A 23,594-nucleotide genomic window follows, 5' to 3' on the forward strand; every position below is an offset into this window, starting at 1 on the left:
ATACAAGATTTTATGCATAACTTGTATATAAAGCCTTGATTTCTATTTGCACCCCAACTAAATACAATTTGCATCCATTACCTGTCCAGATACCGCCATAAGTTCATTTATGTTAACCCAACCACCAATATTTTGATTTTGATCAATACCCTCAATTGAAAATGTAAGGCTTATATTGTTGGGAAGTGTCAGAGTTGATCTTTTACCAATACAACTTTGGGCTTTTTGCAAAGAATCGACCTTTACACCTTCACACGAAATCGTATACCTTTGCAGCGGTAAATAAATTAATACTCCCTTTAAAAGATCATACGTCTTTATAAAACCTTCAACTGTTGTTCCATCTCGGAAAGATAATCTGATCCATCGATTTTGCTGATAACAAGCAAGAATTTTTTGGAAGAGTCCTTGTCTGTAGTCATAGTAATATGGATAGAAAGGCTGGTAGTGATAATTTGGATACATTGCAGCCTCCCCCTTTCTTTAATAAGTAAATCTTTTCATTTATATGAGGAAAGAATGAGTTGGTGCTTGTCATCAACCAGTGTGTATTAGAAAAGCGAACAGTGCTGGACTGTTCACTGGTACTATATGAAATAACCAATCTCCTATTTTTTTATCTTTATTTTCAAATCTAGTACAGGAGTTGTACCAAATTTTTGCTAGATTAATATATATGGTATTGTAAAGTATTAATAAACTAAAAGGCGGAGATGATTTTGGAACCTAAATGGCTGGATTGGGCAAAGCAGCTTCAGTCTATTGCTCAGGCGGGATTAACGTATTCAAAAGATGTTTATGACTTGGAGAGATTTGAGTTAATACGAAATATTAGCGTGGATATCTTAGCGCATTGCACTAATTTGGAAAGGCAAGTAATCAAAGATTTATTTGCTAGCGATAAAGGTTATGCAACACCTAAGGTCGATATTAGGGCTGTAGTCTTTAAGGATGATAAAATACTGATGGTTCAGGAAAATTCCGATGGAAACTGGGCATTACCCGGCGGCTGGGCTGATATCGGACTTACCATAAGTGAAGTTGCTGTTAAGGAAGTCAAAGAAGAATCGGGATTCGATGTAAAAGCAATCAAATTATTAGCTGTAACCGATAATAAATGCCATCCGCACCCTCCTTCAGCTTTTCATATTTATAAAATATTTATCCTTTGTGAAATAGTAGGAGGAGAGCCCTCCAACGGTGTTGAAACAAGTGAAGTAAAGTTCTTTGCTGAAAACGAACTGCCTTCTCTCTCAACAGCCCGGAATACAAAATCACAAATTGAAATGGCTTTTCAATACTTAAAAAATCCACTAGAAACCGTTTATTTTGATTAAATTCATTTTGCTATAGTTACGGTCCCTTTGACCGTTTTTTTTACACAAATCTTATCATAATCCCCGCTTTATCATCTTGACGTAGATGATTCTTTTTTTCATATTGTTCTAAATCTAGGGAATAAGCGTCAATACCAGACCTATGAATCTTTTTAAAAGTTTCTTCAATTGAAAAATTGGGGTGAAAAAGCCCATCTGTTATCATTAATAATGCCTTCATTTCACGGATATTTATATGACCATGCTGAATGAAATCTCTCACTTCTTCTTTTCCATTCGCTACAGTGTAACCATATTGCTTATTTGCCAATGATCGATTAAAGATAAGCTGTTTAGTAATATCTTGAAAATACTCCTCACCTGGTATGTTCATTCCTTGTTTTCTTTGTTCCTCACGCCATACTTTTGCTCTTTCACTTATATCCTTTACGGTATCCCTTGTTAAGGCTTTTATCATACCGTTTTGATACTCAGCAATGATCATGCAATCACCCAGCTGTGCATAAGAAATCCTGCCGTCTTTTTCAATTTTTATCACTGCCGCACATGTCGACCAAAGATTTTCATATTTTGCCTGATTCACCTTGTATTTTTTCATGTGTTCTCTCAGCATTCTATTCGCTGTCACGATTCCTTCAACTAATGAATGGTTACTTCGGTAGAGTTTTAAGAAATAATCTTTAAATATATTAGCTGCTAAATAGGCACCGTTCTTTCCGTTTTCATCCTTAAATGGTATTAGTGGCGTAGACCCATCAAAAACACCATAAACATTTAAGCCTTCATTTAATAAGACTGAATCTTCACTTACGCCTTTATGCGGGGCAGCCCTTAAAAATGACTCCACCTTCATTGGTTGTTCACCTCTTTTTTCAATGTAAATCAGAAAATGGGAAATTTCTTAATACTTATCATATGATGTTATTCTGGCGCATTCTACTTACATTCTGAGCAATCATTTATGTGGTTTACATAAGAAAAGCGAACAGTGCTGGTCTGTTCGCTAGTTCTAAATGTTTTTCAAAGTTTTTATTTAAATGAATGGTAAGAGGGATTTTCTTTATGATTCATTTTATTGAGGACATTAAAATAAACCCATACGGCATTCAATAGTAATAAGGCACCTGTTATCAGAAACACAGATCTGATTCCCAAATAAGATGCCATCTGTCCCCCTAAAGTTGCTCCTCCAAATACCCCTAAATACCCCGCTGACATTGTAATGCCAAACACTCTTCCCGTAAGGAAATCTGGTGTTATTTGCTTAAGCAAAGTATTTACAGAAGGCATTAGTCCAGCTGATGCCAATCCTAATATAAATCGTAACCCCATTAACTCCAAGGGATTTCTTACAAATGCTTGCGGAATAAACATCAATCCTGCCACAATTAGTGCAGCAAAGATGACATATTGTGCTCCAAGTTTATCCGATAGTCTGCCAAGTCTCGGGGCTGCGATGATACTTGCCAGTCCCGCTGCCGAGAATGTCATTCCAGCTAACAAAGCAACATGGTTAGAGTTCTTTGTTAATAAAGTAATATAGATTGTAATGATCGGTTCAATGGAATAAAGGGCAAAAGTTAGGATAAAAAAGGTGACAAACAAGGTGATCGTTAAACTTTTTTCTGGAACCTGACTCCATATTTTTTTAATAGGCAGTACTTTTTTATCTTGGCGATTAAAGGATTCCTTTACAAATAAAGCAGTGGCAATAAAGGAAATAAGCAACAAAGCGCCGGTTATAAAAAATACATTTTGCAATCCAGTGCTCTCTTCCAAATATCCACCAACCATCGGTCCAATCAATGAACCTGCTGTACCTGCAGTTGAAAGTGTACCTAGCGCAAATCCTGCATGTTCTTTATCTGTTTGCGTCGCAATCAAAGCTGTACAGGCTGAACCGAAACCTGCAATCACACCTAACAATAATCTTAATCCAATTAGTTCAAAGACATTTTGTGCAAACCCCATACATCCAATAACAATCCCCATCCCGAGGCTTGCTCGCATGAGCATGGGCTTTCGTCCGTACTTATCAGCCGCACTTCCCCAAATAGGTGAAAACACAGCTGAAATGATAAAAGTAGCCCCAAAAGCAAAACCTGAATATTGGGCAATTAAAGCCGTATTATGAACTCCGAGATGGTTAATATACAGAGGTAATACTGGTGCTATTTGGCTCATCCCTATACTGGACATAAACATCCCAAACCAACAGACAATTAAATTCCTTTTCCAAATTGGCATAAATGGACGCTGTCCTTTCCTTTTGTTATGGGCTCTGTAATTTGTTTGTTGATTTCTACCCATTTTTCATACATCCGCATTATGAGGGACATTCTCTCATTTTCATGAAGGGATCGGGTATTAAAAACCCCTTTTATTGACGCCTTCTGCTGTTTACTAGATCGATTTTGTCTCTCATTTACCCTATGAAGGACAATTCTCTCACTTGAAAGATGAGTTAGGGCATTATGAACCTTTTTTATTGACCTTTCTCCTCATTTAAGGGTCAGCTTTGTCCTTCATCATCAAATCAACAAGAGGCAAAATCAACATTAAGCTTTAAAATAGCCTTGTTATAAAAAACCAACAAGTACCTCTTTAGGTTTAGAGGTGGTTGTTGGTTTTACACGATTCTTTCTAAGGATTGATTAGGTCAATTTAATGTATTAATCCAAGTGTCCACAGTCTGAATATCTGCTTGACGTGGAAATACCTTTTCCATGAGAACGCGGTGAACCTCAGAATCAGCATCGAGACAGGCATCTGAAAGCACTGTAATAGCAAAATCCTTATCGCCCGCTTCCCTCAATGTGGATAATACAACTCCACTGGTAGAAATGCCGCTAAGAACAAGTCTGTTGATTTGTTGAGCACGAAGAATAACTTCCAGATTGCTGCCGGCAAATGCACTAAATCGATACTTCGTAATAACGGGCTCATTGTGTTTGGGCTGAACAGCTTCGTGAATTTGTGTGGCTGAATCAGACAGGGTCATACCGCCATTTTTAGAAATGGCTAAGAATGCTTTATTTTGTGGGCTGACTTCCGGATACCCCTCGCTAAACCCTACTCGAACGAAAATAACGGGAATATCTTTTTGACGAGCCGCTTCAATTGCTTTTTGAAATGGTTGAAGAACATCTGTATTTTTTGCGAATCGGGATACAATACCATTTTGCAGGTCCATTACTAACAATGCACTATTCTCATATTGGTTTTGCATAGGTTGTAAATTCCTCCTTTTTGGATTAAAATTAAACGGAGAGTTCTCCTCTTAATACTAAATGGAGACCTCTCCGTTTGTCAAATTCTAGATTTGTATTGAATGTTTTAGGATGTGATAGCATGATAAATGACCAGAATACACCCCGTATTCGGACCGAACGACGTGATGCGGCCAAGAATCGTCAGCTTATATTGGATACAGCCCATCGGCTATTTGAGCAATTTGGTGTTGAACAGGTAAGTATGAATCAAATTGCCACGGAAGCACAAATTGGGCCGGGAACACTTTATCGCCGTTATCGTAACAAAGGTGAGCTATGCCAAGATTTAATAAAAGACAGTGTGGATCTTTTTTTCGATGACATTGAAGAATACTTGCAGGAGAACGATCAAGTACCGCCCAATCAAAAATTGAAAGAAATCCTAAGCTTTTTTATTCGTTTTAGGGAAAAAAAAGCACAACTGCTTACTGGAGTCGAGGAAGCCAAGTCAACGAACCCACTTAAGTCGCGCAGCAAAAGCCCTTTATATGCTGAATTACATCAAATATTGGTCGAACTATTTGACGAAATGGAAGCTAACGAAAACACCTATTCGAACAGTGCTTTTAAAGCTGATATGGTGCTTATGGCATTAAGCAGCGATTCGTATTTTTTTCAAAAGGATGTACGTGGTTATTCGCCTGAGGAAATTTTGGAATTGCTCTCTTCTACTTTAATTTACACAAAAAAGGGTTTCTAAATTTTGTAATCTAAATAAAAAAGCCAGGATATTAAATCCTGGCTTTTAGAGACTCATTTCTGGCTCTGTCATTTCTTTTTTACTTTACCTTTTGCATTCTTTCTATTCATTTCAACCCTAAATTTAACAATTTCACTTATTACATCAATGGGCAAAGGTTTATCCAGCGGAAACTGTACCGCACCTTTTGAACTTTTATATTCAGATAATTTATGTATAAACTCAGAGATACCGCTTGGAGTTGGATAAAAACCTATATGATTTTTATAGGCAGCGAAATGCACCAAATTTCCAAAAAAATAAAAAGTAGGCATTTGATAGCTAATCTTTTCGACTGCATCTGGGGCCAATTCTTTTATCACTTTTCGTAAAGTTTCCAGGATCTACTGAACATCAGGAGGAAACTGTAAAATGTATTCATTAATAGAGTTAAAGGTAAATTTCTTTTCTTCCATAATATCTCCCTTCATTACATAATGGTTTGCATGATATCAACTGCATTAGGCAAAATTACCTAGTCTATTTCCAGCTAAATGCCCCTTTGTTTTGTATGGTTTTTCAATAAATATTTTTTCTATTAACATTTTAGCAAATACGGCACACCATTAGGAAATTTGTTCAGTTGTGCTCTAAAAAAATTTCTTTGCTTTATTGCAAATGGATACCTTAATTCCAGAGATGGTATTTTCTCTTTCATATCGTATTCCATTAAAACAAGATACTCATTTCCATCACTCCTTATTGATGTTGAATTATTAAAGATTAGAGTGATGGAAAATTTGTGTAATTACTCTTTTTACTAATTGTTTTCAACATTGTTAGGATCTAGAGGATGATAAAAAGGAAAAGGATGGTAATGATGTACTTCTACAAAGTCACTATGTCGAAAGAACAACGTCGGTTCAGAAATATCGAGTGAATAACCATCAGATGAAGAGCCTCCTGCGACCGTCACTTGAACGAGGTCACCTGATTTTCGAATGTCACCGCTGACAATAACGGATAAAACCCGCGGACTGTTTGGTTGTGTACTATTTGATTCTGTTGGATTGGTAACAGACAAAGGAACAGCCATACTCGACACTGATTTTGGTGGAAGTGAAATATCCGTTGCCGGAAGGAGTGGGGAAAAGGAAACAGGAGAAATAACTGGGACCGAAGCCGTTGAAGATTGCTTAATCATAGCCCTAACATTTAGGATTCGGTTGGTTAGGTTGCTTAATGTCACAATTATGATATTTATGGGGCGGGCACCGTGCGTGAAATTTGGAATTAGAAAGGGGCCTGTACGCAAAATCGCCATAATTGAATCATCCTTTCGATAGTTTATTCTTTCAATACATTAGTTAATGCAAAAGGACAACTATTTGCAAGGGACAAATTATCGAGTCCTTGCTAATTAATTTAAAATTAATTTTCCATAGTTCCTTAACAACGAAAAAAGAGAAGCCAAAAGAATGGCTTCTCTTTCTGTTATTTTATTTTAAATCTAATTGAGTTAAAACATCGTCAAGTGGTACACCTTAATAAGTAGTTTTTAGCTTTTGGTGGATTTGGAACAGTACTATTTTGTAAACCATAGTTTTTAACTACATAATCCATATCATTTTAATTTACAACACCATCGAAGTTCAAATCAGAACCAGATTTATTCGTACCTCAATATGTTTGGATACATCAAGATGACGAGGTCTGCCTTTATTGGAAATGAATAAATCAGTTAACTCTCCGTTCCTGCTTCTGCCATTATTGATCGCGAAGGTGTCGTTTTAAGATTTTTCCGGCGCCGCTTTTTGGAAGCTCTGCAACAAATTCAACTGATTTTGGCACCTTGTAGTTTGCAAGCTTTTGTCGCATGAAAGCAATGATTTCTTCCTCTGTAATACTGTTTGCTTTTTTTAAAGCAACAACTGCCTTAATCGCATCGCCCCACATTTCATCAGGGACACCGATAACCGCGCACTCCAGAACCTCTGGGATTTGGCTGAGTGTCTGTTCCACTTCTACCGAGTAGACATTTTCTCCGCCTGTAAGAATCATATCCTTTGCCCTGTCGACAACATAAAAATAGTTATCCTTGTCACGATAGCCCAAATAACCGGTATAATACCAGCCATCACGCAAGGCATTTGCGGTTTCCTCCGGTAAATTCCAATAGCCCTTCATAATATTTGGTCCCTTGGCCACGAATTGCCTGACTTCACCAATTGCCGTTTCCCTGCCATCAGGAGCAATAACCGTAGTTTTAATCCCCTGTAAATCGCTGCCAGCCCCAATGCAGCCAAGAATGGTCCCGTGCAACTTCTACACTTGCATCAGTAGTTCAACAAGAAAACATCTATTATTTCTTCAATTGTTTGTTTCAATTTAAAGCATTCTCAAATTAACGATTTAATAGATACTAGAAATAGTAGAATACCCTAGCAACTTAAACTTCCTTTCATATTATATAGCAAGTCTAATATAGAAAGGAGGTCTTTTGAAGTGAAATTAAATTATGAACGTGCAAAGCACTTAGAAGGTAGGTTCATACGCTTTCGTCATGAAAATGGAGAATGGGTCGTAGGTAAAGTAGTAAGTGTTAAAAAAGATGGGTTGGAAATTGCGGAATTAGATTCTTCCTACTCAAATAAGGGTGATGGATATGCTTTTCCGTTTTTTAGTCCATTCTTCTGTCCATTTAATCGTTTCTTTTTTGACCCCTTCTTCTTTTTCTTTTAAATGAAGAAGTTGGCAAGTCGTTTTCTGATCATAACGTCAAAAAACACCTTCAAAAATGATTTTTGAAGGTGTTTTTTGCAAATTTGGGAAAATGTTAAATTGTTTTCACTGGTTCCTAGCATCGATGGGATGAATATTTTTGAATTCTGGCTCAATTCAACTATTAAATTCATTTATCAATTTAATTGTTTTACTTTCAAAGGCTTTTTTCCTTTGCTCACCAGGATGATTTCCCCGATAATACTGATAGCAATTTCTTGTGTTGTTTCCGAGCCCATTTCTATACCGATTGGGGAATGGACCCTCTCCAGCTGTTCCTCGGTGACCCCTTCGCTTTTTAATTTATTAAATATGTGGATGACCTTGCGTTTACTGGCGACCATTCCCACATAGGCACACGGGAATTGCAGGGCCGTTTTCAAGACAATATCATCTCCATCTTTTGTCACAATCACCACATATGACTTTTCATTCAGGTTGGCTGAAAGCAAAGCCTTCTCTATATCTTCGTTCACAAATAGGTTGGTCGCATTCGGAAATCGTTCCTTCGTACAATAATCTACACGATCATCAACAATGCAATAAGGTATTTCAAGGAAATCCGCAAGCTTTGCCAAGGCATGGCCTAAATGGCCAGCCCCACACAGCACAAGCTCTGGTCTGCTTGTATAGACTTCAATAAACACCCGTAACGTGCCGCCACAACTCATTTGAATTCCGTCTTTTGCATGTCTATTCAATTTATATTCAACGATTTTCGAATGGCCGTTTTGGATAGCTTTTACACTTTCTTGGATGATATAGTGTTCAGCCAAGCCCCCACCGACAGTCCCTTCAATCGTCCCATCACGGTATACAATCATTTTTCCTACATGCCTGGGAGTAGAGCCCTTGGATTCTATTATCATAGCTAAAGCAAAGGCTTCGTTTTGACGAGTCAGCATGGCCACTTTTTCCATCAACAGCATGAATAGCCCTCCCCCTTTTTTTGAAAAAATCATTTCGTTTGATATTGCTTCGAGTTAAGAAAATAGCGTAATAGATTCAATGCGACAGTTTTTCTGTAGACGGCCGTGGAGCGCTGATCGTCGATTGGTTTGATGATTTTATCAAAGTCTGCCACAATCTCAGCGATGTCTGAACTGGCTAATGGGATGGTTTTTCCAACCAGCTTCTTCTCAATATTTAGGGAACGAACCATCGTCGGTCCAACCGCCCCGAAGGCGAAGCGAGCATCTTCGATTCGAGCCTCATTGATCCGGATATAGCCTGCAAACCCTACCTTTGCAATCGCATCTGCGTTACGGTTTCCGACCTTCTCAAAAACGACATGCGCAGCTTCCTCTAATACGGATGGGAGGATAATTTCCGTTACGAGTTCATTTGGATCCCGCTGCACCCGTCGTGGACCTTGAATAAAATCGTTAATCGCCACGATTCGTTCACCATTGACGGAGCGCAGCAGAAGCTTTGCGTTATATACATACAATAATGGAAGCGTGTCACCGGCTGGGGAGGCGTTGCAAATATTGCCGCCTAAGGTTCCCCGGTTCCGAATAGCCGGAGCCGCAATCGATTTAATGGCATTTTTCAAAGCAACAGGAATTATCGGATGTTCTAATAATTCACTATAGGTGCAGCAGGCACCAATGTGAAGATCCTTGTAAAGGTGATACACTTGCTTTAATTCTGTAAGATGATCGATAAAAACAATCGGTTTAGGGATTTTCGGTGGTACTCCCCTCCGGCTTTTGTGAAGAACCATGACATCCGTGCCTCCGGCGATAATCGCACAGTCTTCTTTATTCAATTGGCTCAAGGTTTGGTCTAAACGATCGAAGCGATACGCGGTTATTTTTTCTGCCATAGGCCGTCACCTTTTTTCGCTGCCAGATTAATCGCATCCACGATCATATTGTACCCGGTACATCGGCACAGATTTCCAGAAATGCCATCCCGAATTTCAGCCTCTGAAGGATGAGGATTGTTCGATAACAAAGCGGCACTTGCCATAATCATCCCCGGAATGCAATAGCCGCATTGCACTCCTCCGGCATTGGAGTAGCTCTCATCTAAAAGCTTAAATTGTTCCGTTTCCATTATTCCTTCGATCGTTTGAATATCGGCACCGGCAATCGCGCCAATCGGAATCAGACAGCTGTTTTGCAGAAGGTTATTTACAAACACACTGCAGGCCCCGCATTCCCCTTCCCCGCAGCCTTCCTTTGTTCCGATTAACTCAAACTCATCTCTTATTAAATCTAATAATCTTGCGGTAGGAGGAGCGTCCGTTTCTACGATTCTCCCATTTAGAGTAAATTTAATCATCCCTTTTCACCTTCTTTCCTCCAAAGGCTTTCAATAATGACTTCCGGTGTAATCGGAATTTGCTGAAAGGACGTTTGCAGTGCATCCTCGATCGCGGCCTGGACGGCTGGAGCGCCGCCAATTAACGTCAATTCCCCTGCGCCCTTTGCCCCGTATGGACCATCCGCATAAGGGTTGTCAAAGACTTTGCTATCGATCGACACGACATCCATTGCAGTCGGCGGTCCATAATCCGATATGCTTTTTTGTTGGATTCTGCCTTGCTTTGACGTCATTTTTTCTAAATAGCCGTACGCTAACCCTTGAGCCAAACCGCCATCAATTTGGCCTTTCATAATCCGTTCATCGATGACCTTCCCGACTTCATAATTGCCGTATACTTTTTCTAGCTTTATATTTCCTGTTAACGTATCTACTTCTACTTCCACTATATTCACACCCCAGGAATAAGCTGGGTAGGCATCTCCCGTGAAGGTTTTTTCGTCCCATGGAATCATTTCACGGTGAACATAATGCTCAAATACTTCCTGATCCACTCCGCTTTGCCACTGTGCTTTCAGTTTTTTTGCGGCCCGTTCGAGCAATTTTCCGACAATCATCGTCGTTCTGGAGGCTACGGTCGGACCGGAGTCGGGAACTTCTTTTGTATCGGGATCAGGGTACAAAACTCGTTCGTATGGGAGGTCTAGTTCTTTGGCGACAATCTTACTCAATGTCGTATAAATTCCTTGTCCCATGTCAGAATTGGAGATTTTGAGCGATACCCGGTCGTCCTTTGATTTCACCAGCTTGACCGTTGCTTTAATATGATCTCTTTCGCCACTCCCTGTAAATCCGCAGCCGTGAAGGAACAATGAAGTTCCGACGCCTTTTTTATAACGCTGATTTTTTGGATTGTTACGCTGAAACTCCGCTTTTTTCGTTTTGTATTGTGACGCGTTAAGCAGGTCCTCTATCATATCTTCGACTAATATTGGATCTCGGAATATTCCTTTGGTGATGGTGGGGTCTCCTTGTTTGACGAGGTATTTTCGTTTATATTCTAGCGGATCGAAATTTCCTAGTTTACTAAGGTGTCCGATATGGCTTTCGATTCCGGCAAAGCTTTGCGGCGCACCAAAGCCTCGGAAGGCGCCGTTCGGAACGGTATTGGTTTTTAAAACATAGCCTTTTGCATGGAAATGCGGAATATTATAAACACCGGCACTGTTAATTAAGGCTCGCTGCAGGACGACTTGGCTCAATCCTGCATTCGCTCCGCCATCGAGATAGATGTCCACACACATGCTTAAAATATTTCCTTCCTTATCAAGAGCCGTTCGATAATTGAGTTTGGCCGGATGCCTTTTCGTCGTCACCACCATATCCTCAGACCGGTCGAAAACGAGCATCACCGATTTTTTGACGGCTTTTGCCGCAACAGCTACGTGACAAGCCATCATCGAAGGAAACTCTTCTTTACCGCCAAAGCCTCCGCCGGTCGGGCTTTGAACCACCCGGACGTCATCGGCCCCACAGTCTAACGCGCTAATCAATGCATTTTTTATATAATAAAGACATTGCATGGATCCCTGAACGACTATTTCATCTTCCTTATAAATGGCGAGCATTCCTTGCGGCTCAAGGTAGACATGCTCCTGATAACCCGTATCATACTCTTCTTCGATGATTTGATGGGCTCCCAGCTCAATCGCAGCAATGGTCTCTAAGCTTTCTCCGAATTCATAGGTTGCCATCGTGATCCCAGATGCCGATTTTTGTTGGATTGCTTCATCTAGTGTATAGACAGCTTGATGTTCTTCAAAATCAATCTTCACTTCATCTAACAAACTGTAGAGGATATTCAGGTCTTTTCCAACAAGCATGAAAATCGGCTCCCCAATATAATTGACCCACTCATTAGCAAAAATGGGCTGATCTTCTTGGATAATCTTCACATAATTCGGTCCGGATATATGCTCGGCGCCTACCGCTTCATATCCTTCCGGAAGAGTTGGTAATTGAATGGATTTGATTTTTCCATAAGCAATCGGCGACCGAACCAAAACACCATACACCATATTTTCTACTTTCACGTCACTTATATAGGGAAGCTGGCCCGATACTTTGCCTTTATGATCCTTTTTGGGCACTGAGGTACTAATGTCTTTGAGACTCATTGCAACAACCAACACCCTTCGACTCATTTTTGAGGGCCAAAGGGATAGTTCTTGTGGTCTTAACTATCTGGTTTAAGCCATGAGAACCGTCCCTTGGAATTTGGACCTGTTTCTATGATTCATTTTTATTCAAAAAATATCTAGAACATTCAGCTTTATCATATTTAATCGCATTTTGGTAATCTTCAATCGTATCAATGTCCATTAATATTCCCGGATCTTCAACATTAAGGTATGTCTTTTCGTAACCGCCTAAGACCACACGCAAATTACTTCCTGGATTGGTTTTGAGAATCTTCTGCCTCACTTCACTTGATAATCTGATGGGGTGGCCGCCTTTATAGTGATAGCTCGGAATCACTACGTTCCCTTTTTGTTTTGCTAGAAGCTGAACCGTCTCTTTTTTTACAAGAGGACAATCCCCTGGTGTAATAAAGAAGTCAGGGGCATTTACCTCTTTGCAGCCCCTTTGAATGGAGCTAAACATTCCCTGTTGAAATTCTTTATTATAAACAAATTGGATCTGAAAGGAATAGTCATTTTTACTGCTGAGTTTCGCCACTTCCTCTTGAATAATTTCCGCTTGATAACCCGCTACGATGATGACCCTGCTGCATACACCTTCAAATTTAGATACCGTTTGCTCCAATATGGTCATTCTCCCCAGTGGCAACGTCATTTTAAAGGCATTGGCTCGGGTGGAATATCCAGCTGCTAGAATGATTGCTTCCATATTATCACCTTCTACCTATCGTTAAATCTTAATCCTTGTCACTAAAGGTAATCTTTCATCTTTCATTCTTCTTTTATTTTCTATTTTATGACTGCTATTTGTTCTGATGAATTAATTCTCAAGATGACAGGACAAAGAAGTACATACAAAAAACTCAGTTCACGTGAACTGAGTTTTTCTCTATTTAAGTACTATTTCCAAGATATTTTCATTAAAGATGATAAATCAATCTTGTTAGCTTCTCATTCTTACTGCATATGGATAAATTGGATCTTTTAATTGAAATTCATAAGTAAGACCATCTACAATTCCAACTACTTTTTCGCTATCGTAAAGATCAAGCATAAATCCAGCCATTTCTTTGGCTGTATGGTATTTTGGAAGAAGCCCTTCATACTTAACATTTTCTTCTAAATTATATGATACTTTTGCAAATTCAGTTTCAGTTGCAGCAGGAGCTAAAACTTTTGCTTGCATGCTTGCACCTTTTTCTTTTAATTCATGTGCAAGCCCTTCAGTAAAGGCACTTACATAGAATTTAGAAGCACAGTATGTGATTGCATCCCCGATAATCGTATAACCTCCACCTGATGAAACGTTAATTATTTGTGTTCCTTCAACTGTTGAATAGTCACGCACATAAAGAGAAGTTAAAATCGTTAAAGCCTCAATATTTAAATTAAGCATTGTCTCAATTTTAGTTAAATTTTGATCTCCAACTGATGCGAAATTACCAAATCCTGCATTATTAATCCACGTTTCAATTTCGTATTCCTTTAAATCTTCATATAATGCATAAGCATTTTTCGTATTTGATAAATCAACTGTTTTTATAACGACATCTAATTCTGCATTTACATTCGCGATTTCCAATTTTAGTTTTTCAAGCTCCTCAGTTCTTCGTGCTACAATGACTAAATTTTTATCACGAGCAGCAAACGCAAGAGCTGTTTCATAACCAATACCGGAACTTGCACCTGTAATTACTGTATACTTTTTCATTTTATTGCCTCCTAATATTTTGTGATATTAACAAAAATTGATTGATTAACTTTTACGGATTTATTATAGTGGTTTGAGTAAACTCTAAGTCAAATCAATTTTTTCATCTGATATACATTGGCTAAAAATGGAGGGTTTTATGTATACAATTGGCGAAGTGGCAAAACTCGTTGGAGTTAGCACACATACACTACGTTATTATGAAAAAGAGAATATCATTCTTCCAGATCGGAATGAACATGGAGAAAGAAAATATACTGAATCACATCTTCAATGGCTGAAATTTGTTTTAAAATTAAAAGAGACGCAAATGCCGATCACTAAAATAAAAGAGTATGCTTACTTGTATTCTGAAGGAGAACATACAGCTATTAATCGATTAAAACTATTAGAAGATCATAAAAGTTCGATCGAAACCCAGTTAAAGACACTGGAAGAAACAAATAACATGTTAGAACATAAAATTACCTCATATAAAGAAAAGATTTTGAAAAGAAAAGAGAATTAATCCAGGCTGGAATGAAAATGCTGAAAATCTTAAATCGTTTACGGACGTTCGGGAACTACTCAGATTCTTGTCGATCACTTTGATAATAAAAAAGAAATGACAGGACAAAGAAGTACAAACAAAAAACTCAGTTCACGTGAACTGAGTTTTTCTCTATTTAAGTACTATTTCATCCCTATCCTTCCCTATTTAACTACTAGTTAAAAGAATTCATTTGGGCCATAGCACAATTTCTATACTTCTGCCCATATTTGATATAGACGGGCTCTTATATCGTTTCTGTGTGTATTATATAGTGTAATGTCTAAGTAATTCTCCATCTTTAGAAAGGACGTGTAAAAAATGGATAATGCCATACCACATTTTGCTGGTGCTAATGTTATTCCCCAGCCTGCATTGTCTTACGGCTATGCAGCACCTGTTTATGGAGGTTGTTTTCCGGCGCATAGGTGCAACGATTTTATCATCATCGTAGTGCTGTTCATTTTATTAATTATTGTTGGTGCAGTTTGTTTCTGTTAAAAGGGCTCCCTAAAAATAGTCACCTTTCAGGTGATAAGGGGGAGGGATGTACAGCAGTGTCAGTGGTATTCAAACATGAAGCTTTTAATTAGCTAGCCTATATTATTAAACAATCCTCATCTTTACTCAAGATGAGGATTAATTTTGCTTATTGTCTGTTCTTCCTTAAATTTATTTAAACAATTTTTACAAATACAATGTTTTCTTCTACTTTCTGCAAGTACTGATTCAAAGATTTCATCAGGGAATATTTCTTTGTAACACCAACAGTCACCGTGTCCTCCAGAACCTATGATGCACTTTCTTTCTTCTCCACATATAGGGCAATGTTTATTAGCCAATCATTATCTCTCCTCAATACATCACTTCCCTATATCATACATACGGTAGTAACAATTGAATCCAAACACGACATCATATTTCTCTCTTTGTTTTTCACTTTCCCATTTATCGTGAATCAATTGTATATTATGGATACCTTTAGCAGCAGTCTGAGACTCCAAAAATTGCACAATACTTTTGGAACTGTCTACGAATGTTAGCTTTCGAACTTTATCAGCAATGGCAAAGGTATAATTGCCCCATCCAGGTCCGATTTCCAATACATGATCATCGCTATTAAGAGAGGGAGGAGTTCCTGCTGCACAACTTGTGCATATGGATCTGGTAGATGCCGTTTTTTTCTATCCAACATAGAAGACCAAAAAGATTCTTCTGCCTGATCATCTATTAATCGCTTTGGAATATTTCCATTATGATCGATCATGGATTCTTTCCCTAACTCAATGTAATCAAAATCTTTTTGTATTCCAACCTTCATTCTGTTTTCTCCCAAACTTATTAGAGTAATAGTATCAGTATGTCCAAGATTTAGATATTCCTTGCAATTATCTTGAAGTTTATGCCCCAGAACCTTTTGCTTTATTAATTGAACTTGTCTGGATATAATCCTTCTGCAAGTGTCTTTAGAGCAAGTGGTGCACGAATTCCTTCTGCTCCAGCTGAAAGAGGTAGGATTATGAATCGTTTGTTTTTAATGGCTGGAACATCTGCAAGTTCCGTCTTAGAAAGCAATAGCTCTTGTTTCTGTTTGACTGTTGTATCTCCATAATCAATGATGACAATAACATCCGGATTACGGTTGACGACTTCTTCCCAGCTGACATCGGCCCAGCCTTTTGGAATATCATCAAAGATGTTTTTACCGCCTGCCATCTTGATTAAGTGAGTCAAATAGTTGTTGGCTGCTGTAAATGGCTTATCCTCTCCACTATCATACACAAACACGTTAAGCGGTTTTTCCACTGTTCCAATTTGCTTTGTTGTGTCTTCTATCTCTTTTTTCATTTGATTAATTACTTCAGTTGCTTTTGCCTCTACATGAAAAATACGTCCGATGTTCTCGATATCGTTGTTGACATCTTCTAACGTCGGACCTGTTTTATTAGACGATTCTTGGACATATGTTTTAATGCCAGATTCTTCTAACTCTTGAACTGTTCCTAACGATTTTTCTGTAAAAGCACTTTTCCATCCTGCATAGGCAAAATCAGGTTCTGCTGCTAAAAAGACTTCCTTTGAAGGATACTCCTTGGCAAGCACTGGAACTTTTTTATATGCGTCCTGATATTTTGGTAATATTTGGTCATCTAGATAGGCCGTTCCAACCATTGAATCTTGCAATCCTAACGCAAGCATAATTTCGGTTGCATGTTGATTTAATGCGACCGCTCTTTTCGGAGGCTCTGTATATGTTACGGTATGCCCCATATTATGGACCACTACTTTATCGTATCCACTATCGCCATTTTGTTGTGTTTCTTTTTTTTCAACAGATTCATTCGCGCTGCAAGCAGCTAACATTGTCATAAGTAGTAAACAAATACTAAACCAAAAGATACGGTGACCATTCATTTTCTGCATACAATTTTCTCCTTTATCCTATACAAATATGTTTAATAGACTTTCTTAGGCGTGTGCTAAAAAGGTAATGTGAGGTTTTTTCGTTACAGGGTGAATGATAATTTCTGTTTCTACTCCAAACACCTCTCTTACTATCTCTTTTGTTAGAACGGTTTCTGGTGTCCCAGACATCACTACTTGTCCATGCTGAATCACATATAAGTAATCACAATACATGGATGCAAGGTTTAAATCATGCAGGGCTGCTAAAACGGTGACATTAAGCATTTTAACAAGATCCATTAATTGAAGCTGATGCCGAATGTCCAAATGGTTTGTTGGCTCATCTAAGATGATAATCTTCGCCTGCTGAGCAAGTGCTCGGGCGATCAAGACACGTTGTTTTTCTCCGCCCGATAGGCTTATAAAACTTCGTTCTTCATATCCTTTCAACCCAACGCGCTCTATAGCTTCATCCACGATATCAAGGTCTTCATCTGTATCGGATTGAAAGAACCGCTTATGTGGATGACGCCCCATCCAAATTATTTCTTGAACGGAAAAATCAAAGGTTAGAGATGTTTCTTGGCTGACAACCGCCATTTCTTGAGCCGTCTTTTTAGGGGACAATTGATATAACTGTTGACCATCTAATCGAACAACACCAGACTTTGGTTGCAAAATACGGGAAGCGGTTTTTAAAAGTGTTGATTTTCCACTGCCATTTGGACCAATCAGACCAACAAACTGTCCAGCCTTTATGTGCATCGAAATATCATGGATAATTGATGCTCCCATGATGGTACAAGATACATGTTCAACGGCTAGTTTCATTTGCTGCCACCTCCAAACGAATATGTACTGAGCCGCAAAAGCCAAATAAAAAACGGTCCGCCACAAAGTGCTGTGACCACACCAATCGGAAGTTCTTGGGGGGCAAGTACTAGGCGTGCAAATACATCAGACCAAATAACAAGAATCATTCCCATTAATATACTCACAGGGAGTACTCGTTTATGGTCAGAACCGACTAATAGACGTGCGATGTGAGGAATAACTAAACCAATAAATCCAATTGATCCACTGACTGCCACAACTGTTCCTGTGATAAGTGATGTTATGATTATGAGGACTTTACGAAACGTATCAATATTGACACCAAGTGTCGCTGCAGCTTCTTCTCCCATTAATAAGACATTAAGAGAGCGAGATTGAAATAATAGATAAACTAAACCAACTATTACCACTACACTTGGAATGGTTAAGTACTCCCATTTGGCACCAGCTAGACTGCCCATCATCCAATACATCGCTTCACGAATTCCAGACTCTTTTGGAGCGAGGGTGACGATGAAATTTGTTGCTGCTGACATGATGATAGATACAGCCACACCAGCTAATAGGAGGCGTGTTGTTTGGATTCTTCCACCGACTTGTGATAAAGCATAAACCGAAATCATAGTTAAGAGAGCACCAAGAAAAGCACCAAACACTAAGGCGTACTGACCGAAAAAAGGCAGTGCACCAAAAAGAATAACAAGGGTTGCTGCAACTGATGAACCAGAAGAAATCCCAAGTATGTACGGATCAGCGAGTGAATTACGTAATAATGCTTGAATAACCACCCCGACAACGGAGAGCCCAGCTCCTACTACAGCTCCAAGTAAGACACGAGGTAGTCGGATGTCCCAAATAATTCGTTCTTGTGCTGTGCTCCAATTTTGGTCAATATCATCACCCAAAAAAGAAAGATTGGATAGAGTAATTTTCCATACTGTGAAGGGTGAAATTTTGACCGGACCAAGTGTAACAGCAAACGTTACAGATAATAAAAGTATCAAAAAAAGTAGCCAAAAAAAGAAATAATACCATTGTTTATCCAAACGACCTGACTTCAGGGCTGGCGTAACGCTTTTTCCTTTTTTTCGGAAACTATTTTGAAGTAGTTTTTCCAATTTATCCTCCTCCTGAGAATCATATTTTCTTAGTTCAAACACAAAAACCCCCATTTCTATACATAGGAATGGGGGTTCGAGTATCATCTTAAAAACAGCACAAAAAGATAAATATCGTCTTTAGATCTCTCGTCCACCTCTCCTTTCCGCGAAGGCATGTTTTGGTGTTACGCACTAGGTAGGTCTCCTGGCTTCCAGATCATCGCGCTCTTTCGTCTTCCCTGATTGGATTAATCAAGTGACATAATTGAAAGAGAGCTCTCTTGGTTACAGTGGCGGGACCGCTCGGGACTTGCACCCGATTCCCTGTTACCCTTTGTTCTCACAAAGGCACCTAGTGGCATGATTATGAAATTTGTAAACTCTTTCAATAGTATAGTACATTAATGAAATGTATACAATCGGTTCCGGTGTAAATGATAGTAAAAAATAAAATTTTAATCTTATAAAAAATACTTGTAAACTGAAAAAGATGCTTCCATGCGAAGCACCTGTTGTTTAACCATAAAGTTTTTTCCGATTATTTTCTCGTCCAACGATCTTAAGAGGAAGATTCTTCACTCCATGTACGATAAAACCACGAGCCATTTCCAGTGGTTCATTATCTATCCTTTCGAAATGAGAAATTCTAGATAGCAGCAACGATAGGGCAATTTTTGCTTCCATTCGAGCTAATGGTGCACCCAAGCAATAATGGATTCCATGACCGAATGCAATATGCGGATTCGGATATCGATTCATATCAAATTGTTCCGGATTCGCAAACTTATCGGGATCACGATTTGCTGAACCGATCCACGCGATGATTCTACTTCCTTCAGGAATTGTTGTACCCCTTATTTCGATATCCTGCTTCGCAAATCGGAACATGGCCTGCACTGGTGAACGATAACGCAGCGTTTCTTCGATTGCAGAAGGTATTAGGTCCAAGTTATTGCGAAGTCGTTCCAACTCATCCGGCTGCTCCAATAAGGTAAGGACCGTATTGCTAATTAAATTTGTGGTTGTTTCGTTACCGGCAACCAGCAGGAGCCAGCAAAATGATAATACATCTTCCTCGCTTAGGTGCTGATGATCCTCCTCTGCCTGAATTAAGGCACTAATAAGATCACCTTGCGGATCTTCTCTTCGTTTCGTAATAATCTTTCGGAAATATTCATTCATTTCCTGGTGTGCTTTTGTCGAGTCTGCACTCGTTCCACCGATTGCTTGATCTGCGGAGGCAACGACTTCATCTGACCAATACTTAAATTGTTCACGGTCCCCACTTGGAATACCGAGCATTTCGGCTATGACGATAACGGGTAGAGGATAAGAGAGATCTTGTACAAGATCAAAATCTTCTTTATATGCAATTCGGTCAAGAAGCTCGTTCGTAATATCATGAATCAGTGGCTCAAATGCTTCAATTGCTCGTGGAGTAAAAGCGCGACTGACAAGTGAACGCAATTTCGTGTGTCGAGGCGGATCACTCGTAATCAAACTAGAGTTCATTCTGGTTTGCATGGAGGCAGATGCTTGTGGCAGGTTTTTTTCAACGTATTGTGATGAAAATCGAGTATGATCTGACAGGACTGTTTTAACATCATCATAGCGAAAAACAGACCAGATGTTGTAGGGTTCTAAGAATTGTACCGGTTGTGTCTCACGCATCATTTTATACATTGGATAAGGATTCCGGCGTATTACCGGTGAAAAGAATGATTCCATTGTATCAGCCCCATTAATCAATGATATTTAAGTCTACAAATATAAATATAACCTAATCTAATGATTAATGACTAATTGTACTAATAGTCTTTTAAAAAGAATACTCCTTCAGTAAATGACTGAAGGAGTTTAATATTAATAGTATATATTAGTGATTTTTTATCTTTGTAAAAATGATAAAAACTCAGCCCTGGCATCGGATTGTTCAGCAAATACGCCACGAGCAGCGGTGGTAGTAGTGGTAGCATTCGATTTCTTTACCCCTCTTCCACACATACACATATGTTTGGCTTCAATGACGACCATCGTCCCTCTTGGCTGAAGAATTTCCTCAATTGCCTCGGCAATTTCGTTCGTGAGACGTTCCTGAACCTGAAATCTCTTGGCATATCCCTCTACTAAGCGTGCCAATTTGGACAGACCTGTTATTTTTTCATGGGGTATATATCCTACATGGGCTACACCGAAAAATGGCGCAAAATGGTGCTCGCAAAGAGAATGGAATTCAATGTCTTTCACCAGAATTAGTTCCTTATGATTTACATCAAACGTTTTTTCTAAATGGATTTTCGGGTCTTCTCGGTTTCCTTCCGTATACTCAAGAAATGCTTTTAGCACCCGATGCGGCGTCTCTTCAAGGCCATCTCGATCAGGATCATCCCCGCATAATTCAATCAGGTCTCTAAGGGCTGACAAGATCTTAAAAACCTGAACATTATTTTGATTGTCCCTAGCGTAAGGATCACCAATTATTCCAGGAAATTTATTAGAAATAGATTCTAATTCTTTTATAAACATAGTTTCACAGACCTTTCTCTTTCGCTAACCGTAAACCTCTTTGGATCAATTCAGGGAATTCCGGATGAATCGTTTGGATTCTGTCCAACTGTTGAAGGAGAGCATCTTTCCAAGAAGAAAGCACATTATGCTCTTCCATAAGCTCAAAGATTTCCACTCGCAGCAGCCAATCCTCTGTAAAGTCAGAAGATAGGTGATCGAGTACTCTTTTCAGTCCTTCTTCCAATTCTTTACGGATCATGACCGTTTCTCTTAATCTCCTTACATCGCTATAAAGCTTTTCAAGCATGGCTTCTTCCTTTTTCTGAAGTGGCTTCTGTACCACTTCTTCCATATCGTAGTAAAACTGTTCGGAGTCTGCTGCTCCGGCAAAGACAGAAGTAATGGTCTCTCCAACTACTAAGTCAAAGGTGCCCCATTCTGGATGATAGAGGATCACATCGTTGAATGAAACGGTACAGTTTTCGAAAGAAATAACGAGAAGCCTGTCTTGTTCATAAAGGAATTGCTGAGGAATTCCTGTCACCGTCACACCGCTTTCATATTGAAGCGTGTACTCTTTTCCAATTTCCATTTCTCCTAGCGGACACGTGGATTTTTTTAATCTTCCAACCGGGGCACCGAATCCATCTCCATGTTTACCCTTGCCATGTCCAGGCAGTTCTTTATGATTAAATGCTAAAGCCGATGGCCCTTTTGTGCGAATGTAGCAAGCCTCACCGTTCGAATCTTTTAAAATGGTACTTACTGTTCCAGTCAGCTGAACGCCAGAATCATATTGGATGGTCGCCGTATGGTTAGAGCGGAGTGCCTTTTCGAGGCTTTCAGTCCCGCCTTTATTGAACGCCATATTACTGGCAAATTCCTTAACCGCCTCTATTAACTGCTCAAAACTTTCACTTACAAACAATTGTGGCTGAGGCTTTGTGATATCAAAGCCAGTTTCAATCACAGTCTGCAAATCAAATGGCTGCTTTTCGACCGAATCCGTTAGACTGCTTCTTCCTTCCGCCACGGATGACAGAAGACCTGCACCATAAATTTTTGGTTCCTCCATGGTCCCGATTAACCCGTATTCGACCGTCCACCAGTACAGTCTGGAAATTTGCTCTGCCTCTGACAGTTCGGTGACATTCGCTTGTTTTTCTTCAAAAAGTGCTTTTGCTGCAGCAATCTCTTTTTCGGTTGCTGTTCCGGTTTCTAAAAGATTGGAGTATGCTCTGGTTGCTTCAAACAATTCATGTTCTTCGCTTGTGGCAAGTGCCTTTGAACCAATGCTTCCAAATAGTTTTACATATTCCGAGAATTTCTCGTCTACTAGAATGGGAGCATGTCCTGCCGCTTCATGAATGATATCAGGAGCTGGAGTATATTGAATGTTCTCCAGCTTCCTTATGTCTGAAGCAATCGGTAAAATGCCATGGGCCTGAAAATCGAAGAAAACCACTCCAGGAATGAATCCATCAATGTTGGCGGCACTCCAGCCGAAAGGTGAAAGTGCTTCGTTCATATCATGTACATTCGGAATTTTTTCAATTGAAATACCAGAGGCTGTTAAACCACCCGTGTAGGCAGGATGGGCAGATTCTTTAAGGAAATGATGATTTTGTCTCATCACATAACGCCAAACAGCCTGATCAACCGCTGTGTATTTTTCATATTGCTGATCCACTACATATTTTTGTAAATGCTTCGGAATTTTTGTTAAAGTTGCTTCCATTTGCTGTCACTCCTTGTTGAAAAATAAAAAAGAGAGTCCTCCATCCCAAATAAGGGACGAAGAAGCTCTCCGCGGTACCACCCTTTTTGACCCAATCGGGTCCACTCTAAAAAATATGCCCATAATGCTGCATGTGTAATTCATACGTCTTCTCACCTGGACTTTCACCACCCGTCCAGTCTCTATTGGCTGTTAAGAAGGTACTACTAGAATGCTAGGCTGTTATA

At 39.3% G+C, this 23,594-nt stretch carries 27 protein-coding genes and 1 riboswitch; of the genes, 5 read left to right on the forward strand and 22 right to left on the reverse strand.

From position 1 onward, the window contains the following. Positions 1–57 precede the first annotated feature (57 nt). Positions 58–465, reverse strand: a complete 408-nt coding sequence (locus tag V7161_RS17770; protein WP_335714292.1) for a hypothetical protein — start codon at positions 463–465, stop codon at positions 58–60. Between the two features lie 254 nt (positions 466–719). Between V7161_RS17770 and V7161_RS17775 the strand changes: the two genes are divergently transcribed. Further along, positions 720–1,337 carry an NUDIX hydrolase gene (locus V7161_RS17775; protein ID WP_335714293.1) on the forward strand — a complete coding sequence of 206 codons (618 nt, stop codon included), beginning with the start codon at positions 720–722 and terminating at the stop codon, positions 1,335–1,337. Positions 1,338–1,377: 40 nt separating this feature from the next. On the opposite strand, the gene V7161_RS17780 is transcribed toward V7161_RS17775, so the two are convergent. The 3 genes from V7161_RS17780 to V7161_RS17790 form a co-directional block, all read right to left on the reverse strand. Further along, positions 1,378–2,190 carry a protein phosphatase 2C domain-containing protein gene (locus tag V7161_RS17780; protein WP_335714294.1) on the reverse strand — a complete coding sequence of 271 codons (813 nt, stop codon included), beginning with the start codon at positions 2,188–2,190 and terminating at the stop codon, positions 1,378–1,380. Positions 2,191–2,366: 176 nt separating this feature from the next. Next, the gene (locus tag V7161_RS17785) at positions 2,367–3,584 is read right to left on the reverse strand and encodes a multidrug efflux MFS transporter (protein ID WP_335714335.1); all 1,218 of its coding nucleotides are present in this window, start codon (positions 3,582–3,584) and stop codon (positions 2,367–2,369) included. Between the two features lie 412 nt (positions 3,585–3,996). Continuing rightward, positions 3,997–4,566, reverse strand: coding sequence for a cysteine hydrolase family protein (locus V7161_RS17790; protein WP_335714295.1), 570 nt, complete (start codon positions 4,564–4,566; stop codon positions 3,997–3,999). 122 nt (positions 4,567–4,688) lie between these two features. Between V7161_RS17790 and V7161_RS17795 the strand changes: the two genes are divergently transcribed. After that, the gene (locus tag V7161_RS17795; RefSeq protein WP_335714296.1) at positions 4,689–5,309 is read left to right on the forward strand and encodes a TetR/AcrR family transcriptional regulator; all 621 of its coding nucleotides are present in this window, start codon (positions 4,689–4,691) and stop codon (positions 5,307–5,309) included. Positions 5,310–5,377: 68 nt separating this feature from the next. On the opposite strand, the gene V7161_RS17800 is transcribed toward V7161_RS17795, so the two are convergent. The 3 genes from V7161_RS17800 to V7161_RS17810 all read right to left on the reverse strand — a co-directional run bounded on the left by V7161_RS17800 (position 5,378) and on the right by V7161_RS17810 (position 7,610). After that, positions 5,378–5,692, reverse strand: coding sequence for an iron chaperone (locus tag V7161_RS17800; RefSeq protein WP_335714336.1), 315 nt, complete (start codon positions 5,690–5,692; stop codon positions 5,378–5,380). A 416-nt stretch (positions 5,693–6,108) separates the two neighbouring features. Then, entirely contained in the window at positions 6,109–6,612 is a 504-nt protein-coding gene (locus V7161_RS17805; RefSeq protein WP_335714297.1) for a hypothetical protein, read from the reverse strand. A gap of 443 nt (positions 6,613–7,055) precedes the next feature. Next, positions 7,056–7,610 (reverse strand): class I adenylate-forming enzyme family protein, encoded by a 555-nt coding sequence (locus tag V7161_RS17810; protein ID WP_335714298.1) that lies wholly within the window; start codon positions 7,608–7,610, stop codon positions 7,056–7,058. A 183-nt stretch (positions 7,611–7,793) separates the two neighbouring features. Here V7161_RS17810 and V7161_RS17815 point away from each other — a divergent pair, with 183 nt between their 5' ends. Continuing rightward, entirely contained in the window at positions 7,794–8,030 is a 237-nt protein-coding gene (locus V7161_RS17815; RefSeq protein WP_335714299.1) for a hypothetical protein, read from the forward strand. 176 nt (positions 8,031–8,206) lie between these two features. On the opposite strand, the gene V7161_RS17820 is transcribed toward V7161_RS17815, so the two are convergent. The 6 genes from V7161_RS17820 to V7161_RS17845 all read right to left on the reverse strand — a co-directional run bounded on the left by V7161_RS17820 (position 8,207) and on the right by V7161_RS17845 (position 14,252). Continuing rightward, positions 8,207–8,998 carry an XdhC family protein gene (locus V7161_RS17820; RefSeq protein ID WP_335714300.1) on the reverse strand — a complete coding sequence of 264 codons (792 nt, stop codon included), beginning with the start codon at positions 8,996–8,998 and terminating at the stop codon, positions 8,207–8,209. 29 nt (positions 8,999–9,027) lie between these two features. Beyond that, positions 9,028–9,897 (reverse strand): FAD binding domain-containing protein, encoded by an 870-nt coding sequence (locus tag V7161_RS17825; protein WP_335714301.1) that lies wholly within the window; start codon positions 9,895–9,897, stop codon positions 9,028–9,030. Beyond that, a complete protein-coding gene (locus tag V7161_RS17830; protein ID WP_335714302.1) occupies positions 9,882–10,358 on the reverse strand; it encodes a (2Fe-2S)-binding protein in 477 nt (158 codons plus the stop codon). Before V7161_RS17830 ends, V7161_RS17825 begins: the two co-directional genes overlap by 16 nt. After that, positions 10,355–12,517, reverse strand: coding sequence for a xanthine dehydrogenase family protein molybdopterin-binding subunit (locus V7161_RS17835; protein ID WP_335714303.1), 2,163 nt, complete (start codon positions 12,515–12,517; stop codon positions 10,355–10,357). Before V7161_RS17835 ends, V7161_RS17830 begins: the two co-directional genes overlap by 4 nt. A 112-nt stretch (positions 12,518–12,629) precedes the next feature. Continuing rightward, positions 12,630–13,250: a nucleotidyltransferase family protein gene (locus V7161_RS17840; protein ID WP_335714304.1), complete on the reverse strand. Its 621-nt coding sequence runs from the start codon at positions 13,248–13,250 to the stop codon at positions 12,630–12,632. A 234-nt stretch (positions 13,251–13,484) separates the two neighbouring features. Then, positions 13,485–14,252 (reverse strand): SDR family NAD(P)-dependent oxidoreductase, encoded by a 768-nt coding sequence (locus tag V7161_RS17845; protein ID WP_335714305.1) that lies wholly within the window; start codon positions 14,250–14,252, stop codon positions 13,485–13,487. A 139-nt stretch (positions 14,253–14,391) separates the two neighbouring features. On the opposite strand from V7161_RS17845, the gene V7161_RS17850 reads away from it, so the two are divergent. Then, positions 14,392–14,760: a MerR family transcriptional regulator gene (locus V7161_RS17850; protein WP_335714306.1), complete on the forward strand. Its 369-nt coding sequence runs from the start codon at positions 14,392–14,394 to the stop codon at positions 14,758–14,760. Positions 14,761–15,102: 342 nt separating this feature from the next. Continuing rightward, complete coding sequence (locus V7161_RS17855) at positions 15,103–15,282, forward strand: YjcZ family sporulation protein (protein WP_335714307.1); 180 nt, start codon at positions 15,103–15,105, stop codon at positions 15,280–15,282. A gap of 122 nt (positions 15,283–15,404) precedes the next feature. On the opposite strand, the gene V7161_RS17860 is transcribed toward V7161_RS17855, so the two are convergent. The 9 genes from V7161_RS17860 to V7161_RS17895 all read right to left on the reverse strand — a co-directional run bounded on the left by V7161_RS17860 (position 15,405) and on the right by V7161_RS17895 (position 23,367). Beyond that, positions 15,405–15,623: a cysteine-rich CWC family protein gene (locus tag V7161_RS17860; RefSeq protein WP_335714308.1), complete on the reverse strand. Its 219-nt coding sequence runs from the start codon at positions 15,621–15,623 to the stop codon at positions 15,405–15,407. Positions 15,624–15,644: 21 nt separating this feature from the next. Beyond that, positions 15,645–15,884, reverse strand: a complete 240-nt coding sequence (locus tag V7161_RS30425) for a class I SAM-dependent methyltransferase (protein ID WP_420491633.1) — start codon at positions 15,882–15,884, stop codon at positions 15,645–15,647. Next, the gene (locus V7161_RS17865; RefSeq protein ID WP_335714309.1) at positions 15,821–16,102 is read right to left on the reverse strand and encodes a hypothetical protein; all 282 of its coding nucleotides are present in this window, start codon (positions 16,100–16,102) and stop codon (positions 15,821–15,823) included. Before V7161_RS17865 ends, V7161_RS30425 begins: the two co-directional genes overlap by 64 nt. 104 nt (positions 16,103–16,206) lie before the next feature. Further along, entirely contained in the window at positions 16,207–17,205 is a 999-nt protein-coding gene (locus tag V7161_RS17870; protein ID WP_420491634.1) for an ABC transporter substrate-binding protein, read from the reverse strand. Between the two features lie 45 nt (positions 17,206–17,250). Then, positions 17,251–18,018, reverse strand: coding sequence for a heme ABC transporter ATP-binding protein (locus V7161_RS17875; protein WP_335714310.1), 768 nt, complete (start codon positions 18,016–18,018; stop codon positions 17,251–17,253). Continuing rightward, positions 18,015–19,082 carry a FecCD family ABC transporter permease gene (locus tag V7161_RS17880; protein WP_420491636.1) on the reverse strand — a complete coding sequence of 356 codons (1,068 nt, stop codon included), beginning with the start codon at positions 19,080–19,082 and terminating at the stop codon, positions 18,015–18,017. The genes V7161_RS17875 and V7161_RS17880 overlap by 4 nt, the downstream gene beginning before the upstream one ends. A 217-nt stretch (positions 19,083–19,299) precedes the next feature. Continuing rightward, positions 19,300–19,492, reverse strand: a riboswitch (cobalamin riboswitch). A 145-nt stretch (positions 19,493–19,637) separates the two neighbouring features. After that, complete coding sequence (locus V7161_RS17885; RefSeq protein WP_335714311.1) at positions 19,638–20,849, reverse strand: cytochrome P450; 1,212 nt, start codon at positions 20,847–20,849, stop codon at positions 19,638–19,640. A 159-nt stretch (positions 20,850–21,008) separates the two neighbouring features. Beyond that, positions 21,009–21,647 (reverse strand): GTP cyclohydrolase I FolE, encoded by a 639-nt coding sequence (gene folE / locus V7161_RS17890; RefSeq protein ID WP_335714312.1) that lies wholly within the window; start codon positions 21,645–21,647, stop codon positions 21,009–21,011. Positions 21,648–21,651: 4 nt separating this feature from the next. Next, entirely contained in the window at positions 21,652–23,367 is a 1,716-nt protein-coding gene (locus V7161_RS17895; RefSeq protein ID WP_335714313.1) for an aromatic amino acid hydroxylase, read from the reverse strand. Positions 23,368–23,594: the final 227 nt, after the last annotated feature.

This window comes from Neobacillus drentensis (assembly GCF_036965425.1).
GTDB lineage: Bacteria > Bacillota > Bacilli > Bacillales > Cytobacillaceae > Neobacillus > Neobacillus drentensis_F.

Coding starts and splice junctions, on each gene's coding strand:
- V7161_RS17770 (WP_335714292.1), bottom strand. CDS start 465: ATGTATCCAAATTATCACTACCAGCCTTTCTATCCATATTACTATGAC.
- V7161_RS17780 (WP_335714294.1), bottom strand. CDS start 2,190: ATGAAGGTGGAGTCATTTTTAAGGGCTGCCCCGCATAAAGGCGTAAGT.
- V7161_RS17785 (WP_335714335.1), bottom strand. CDS start 3,584: ATGCCAATTTGGAAAAGGAATTTAATTGTCTGTTGGTTTGGGATGTTT.
- V7161_RS17790 (WP_335714295.1), bottom strand. CDS start 4,566: ATGCAAAACCAATATGAGAATAGTGCATTGTTAGTAATGGACCTGCAA.
- V7161_RS17795 (WP_335714296.1), top strand. CDS start 4,689: ATGATAAATGACCAGAATACACCCCGTATTCGGACCGAACGACGTGAT.
- V7161_RS17805 (WP_335714297.1), bottom strand. CDS start 6,612: ATGGCGATTTTGCGTACAGGCCCCTTTCTAATTCCAAATTTCACGCAC.
- V7161_RS17820 (WP_335714300.1), bottom strand. CDS start 8,998: ATGCTGTTGATGGAAAAAGTGGCCATGCTGACTCGTCAAAACGAAGCC.
- V7161_RS17825 (WP_335714301.1), bottom strand. CDS start 9,897: ATGGCAGAAAAAATAACCGCGTATCGCTTCGATCGTTTAGACCAAACC.
- V7161_RS17830 (WP_335714302.1), bottom strand. CDS start 10,358: ATGATTAAATTTACTCTAAATGGGAGAATCGTAGAAACGGACGCTCCT.
- V7161_RS17835 (WP_335714303.1), bottom strand. CDS start 12,517: ATGAGTCTCAAAGACATTAGTACCTCAGTGCCCAAAAAGGATCATAAA.
- V7161_RS17840 (WP_335714304.1), bottom strand. CDS start 13,250: ATGGAAGCAATCATTCTAGCAGCTGGATATTCCACCCGAGCCAATGCC.
- V7161_RS17845 (WP_335714305.1), bottom strand. CDS start 14,252: ATGAAAAAGTATACAGTAATTACAGGTGCAAGTTCCGGTATTGGTTAT.
- V7161_RS17850 (WP_335714306.1), top strand. CDS start 14,392: ATGTATACAATTGGCGAAGTGGCAAAACTCGTTGGAGTTAGCACACAT.
- V7161_RS17855 (WP_335714307.1), top strand. CDS start 15,103: ATGGATAATGCCATACCACATTTTGCTGGTGCTAATGTTATTCCCCAG.
- V7161_RS17865 (WP_335714309.1), bottom strand. CDS start 16,102: ATGAAGGTTGGAATACAAAAAGATTTTGATTACATTGAGTTAGGGAAA.
- V7161_RS17870 (WP_420491634.1), bottom strand. CDS start 17,205: ATGCAGAAAATGAATGGTCACCGTATCTTTTGGTTTAGTATTTGTTTA.
- V7161_RS17875 (WP_335714310.1), bottom strand. CDS start 18,018: ATGAAACTAGCCGTTGAACATGTATCTTGTACCATCATGGGAGCATCA.
- V7161_RS17885 (WP_335714311.1), bottom strand. CDS start 20,849: ATGGAATCATTCTTTTCACCGGTAATACGCCGGAATCCTTATCCAATG.
- folE (WP_335714312.1), bottom strand. CDS start 21,647: ATGTTTATAAAAGAATTAGAATCTATTTCTAATAAATTTCCTGGAATA.
- V7161_RS17895 (WP_335714313.1), bottom strand. CDS start 23,367: ATGGAAGCAACTTTAACAAAAATTCCGAAGCATTTACAAAAATATGTA.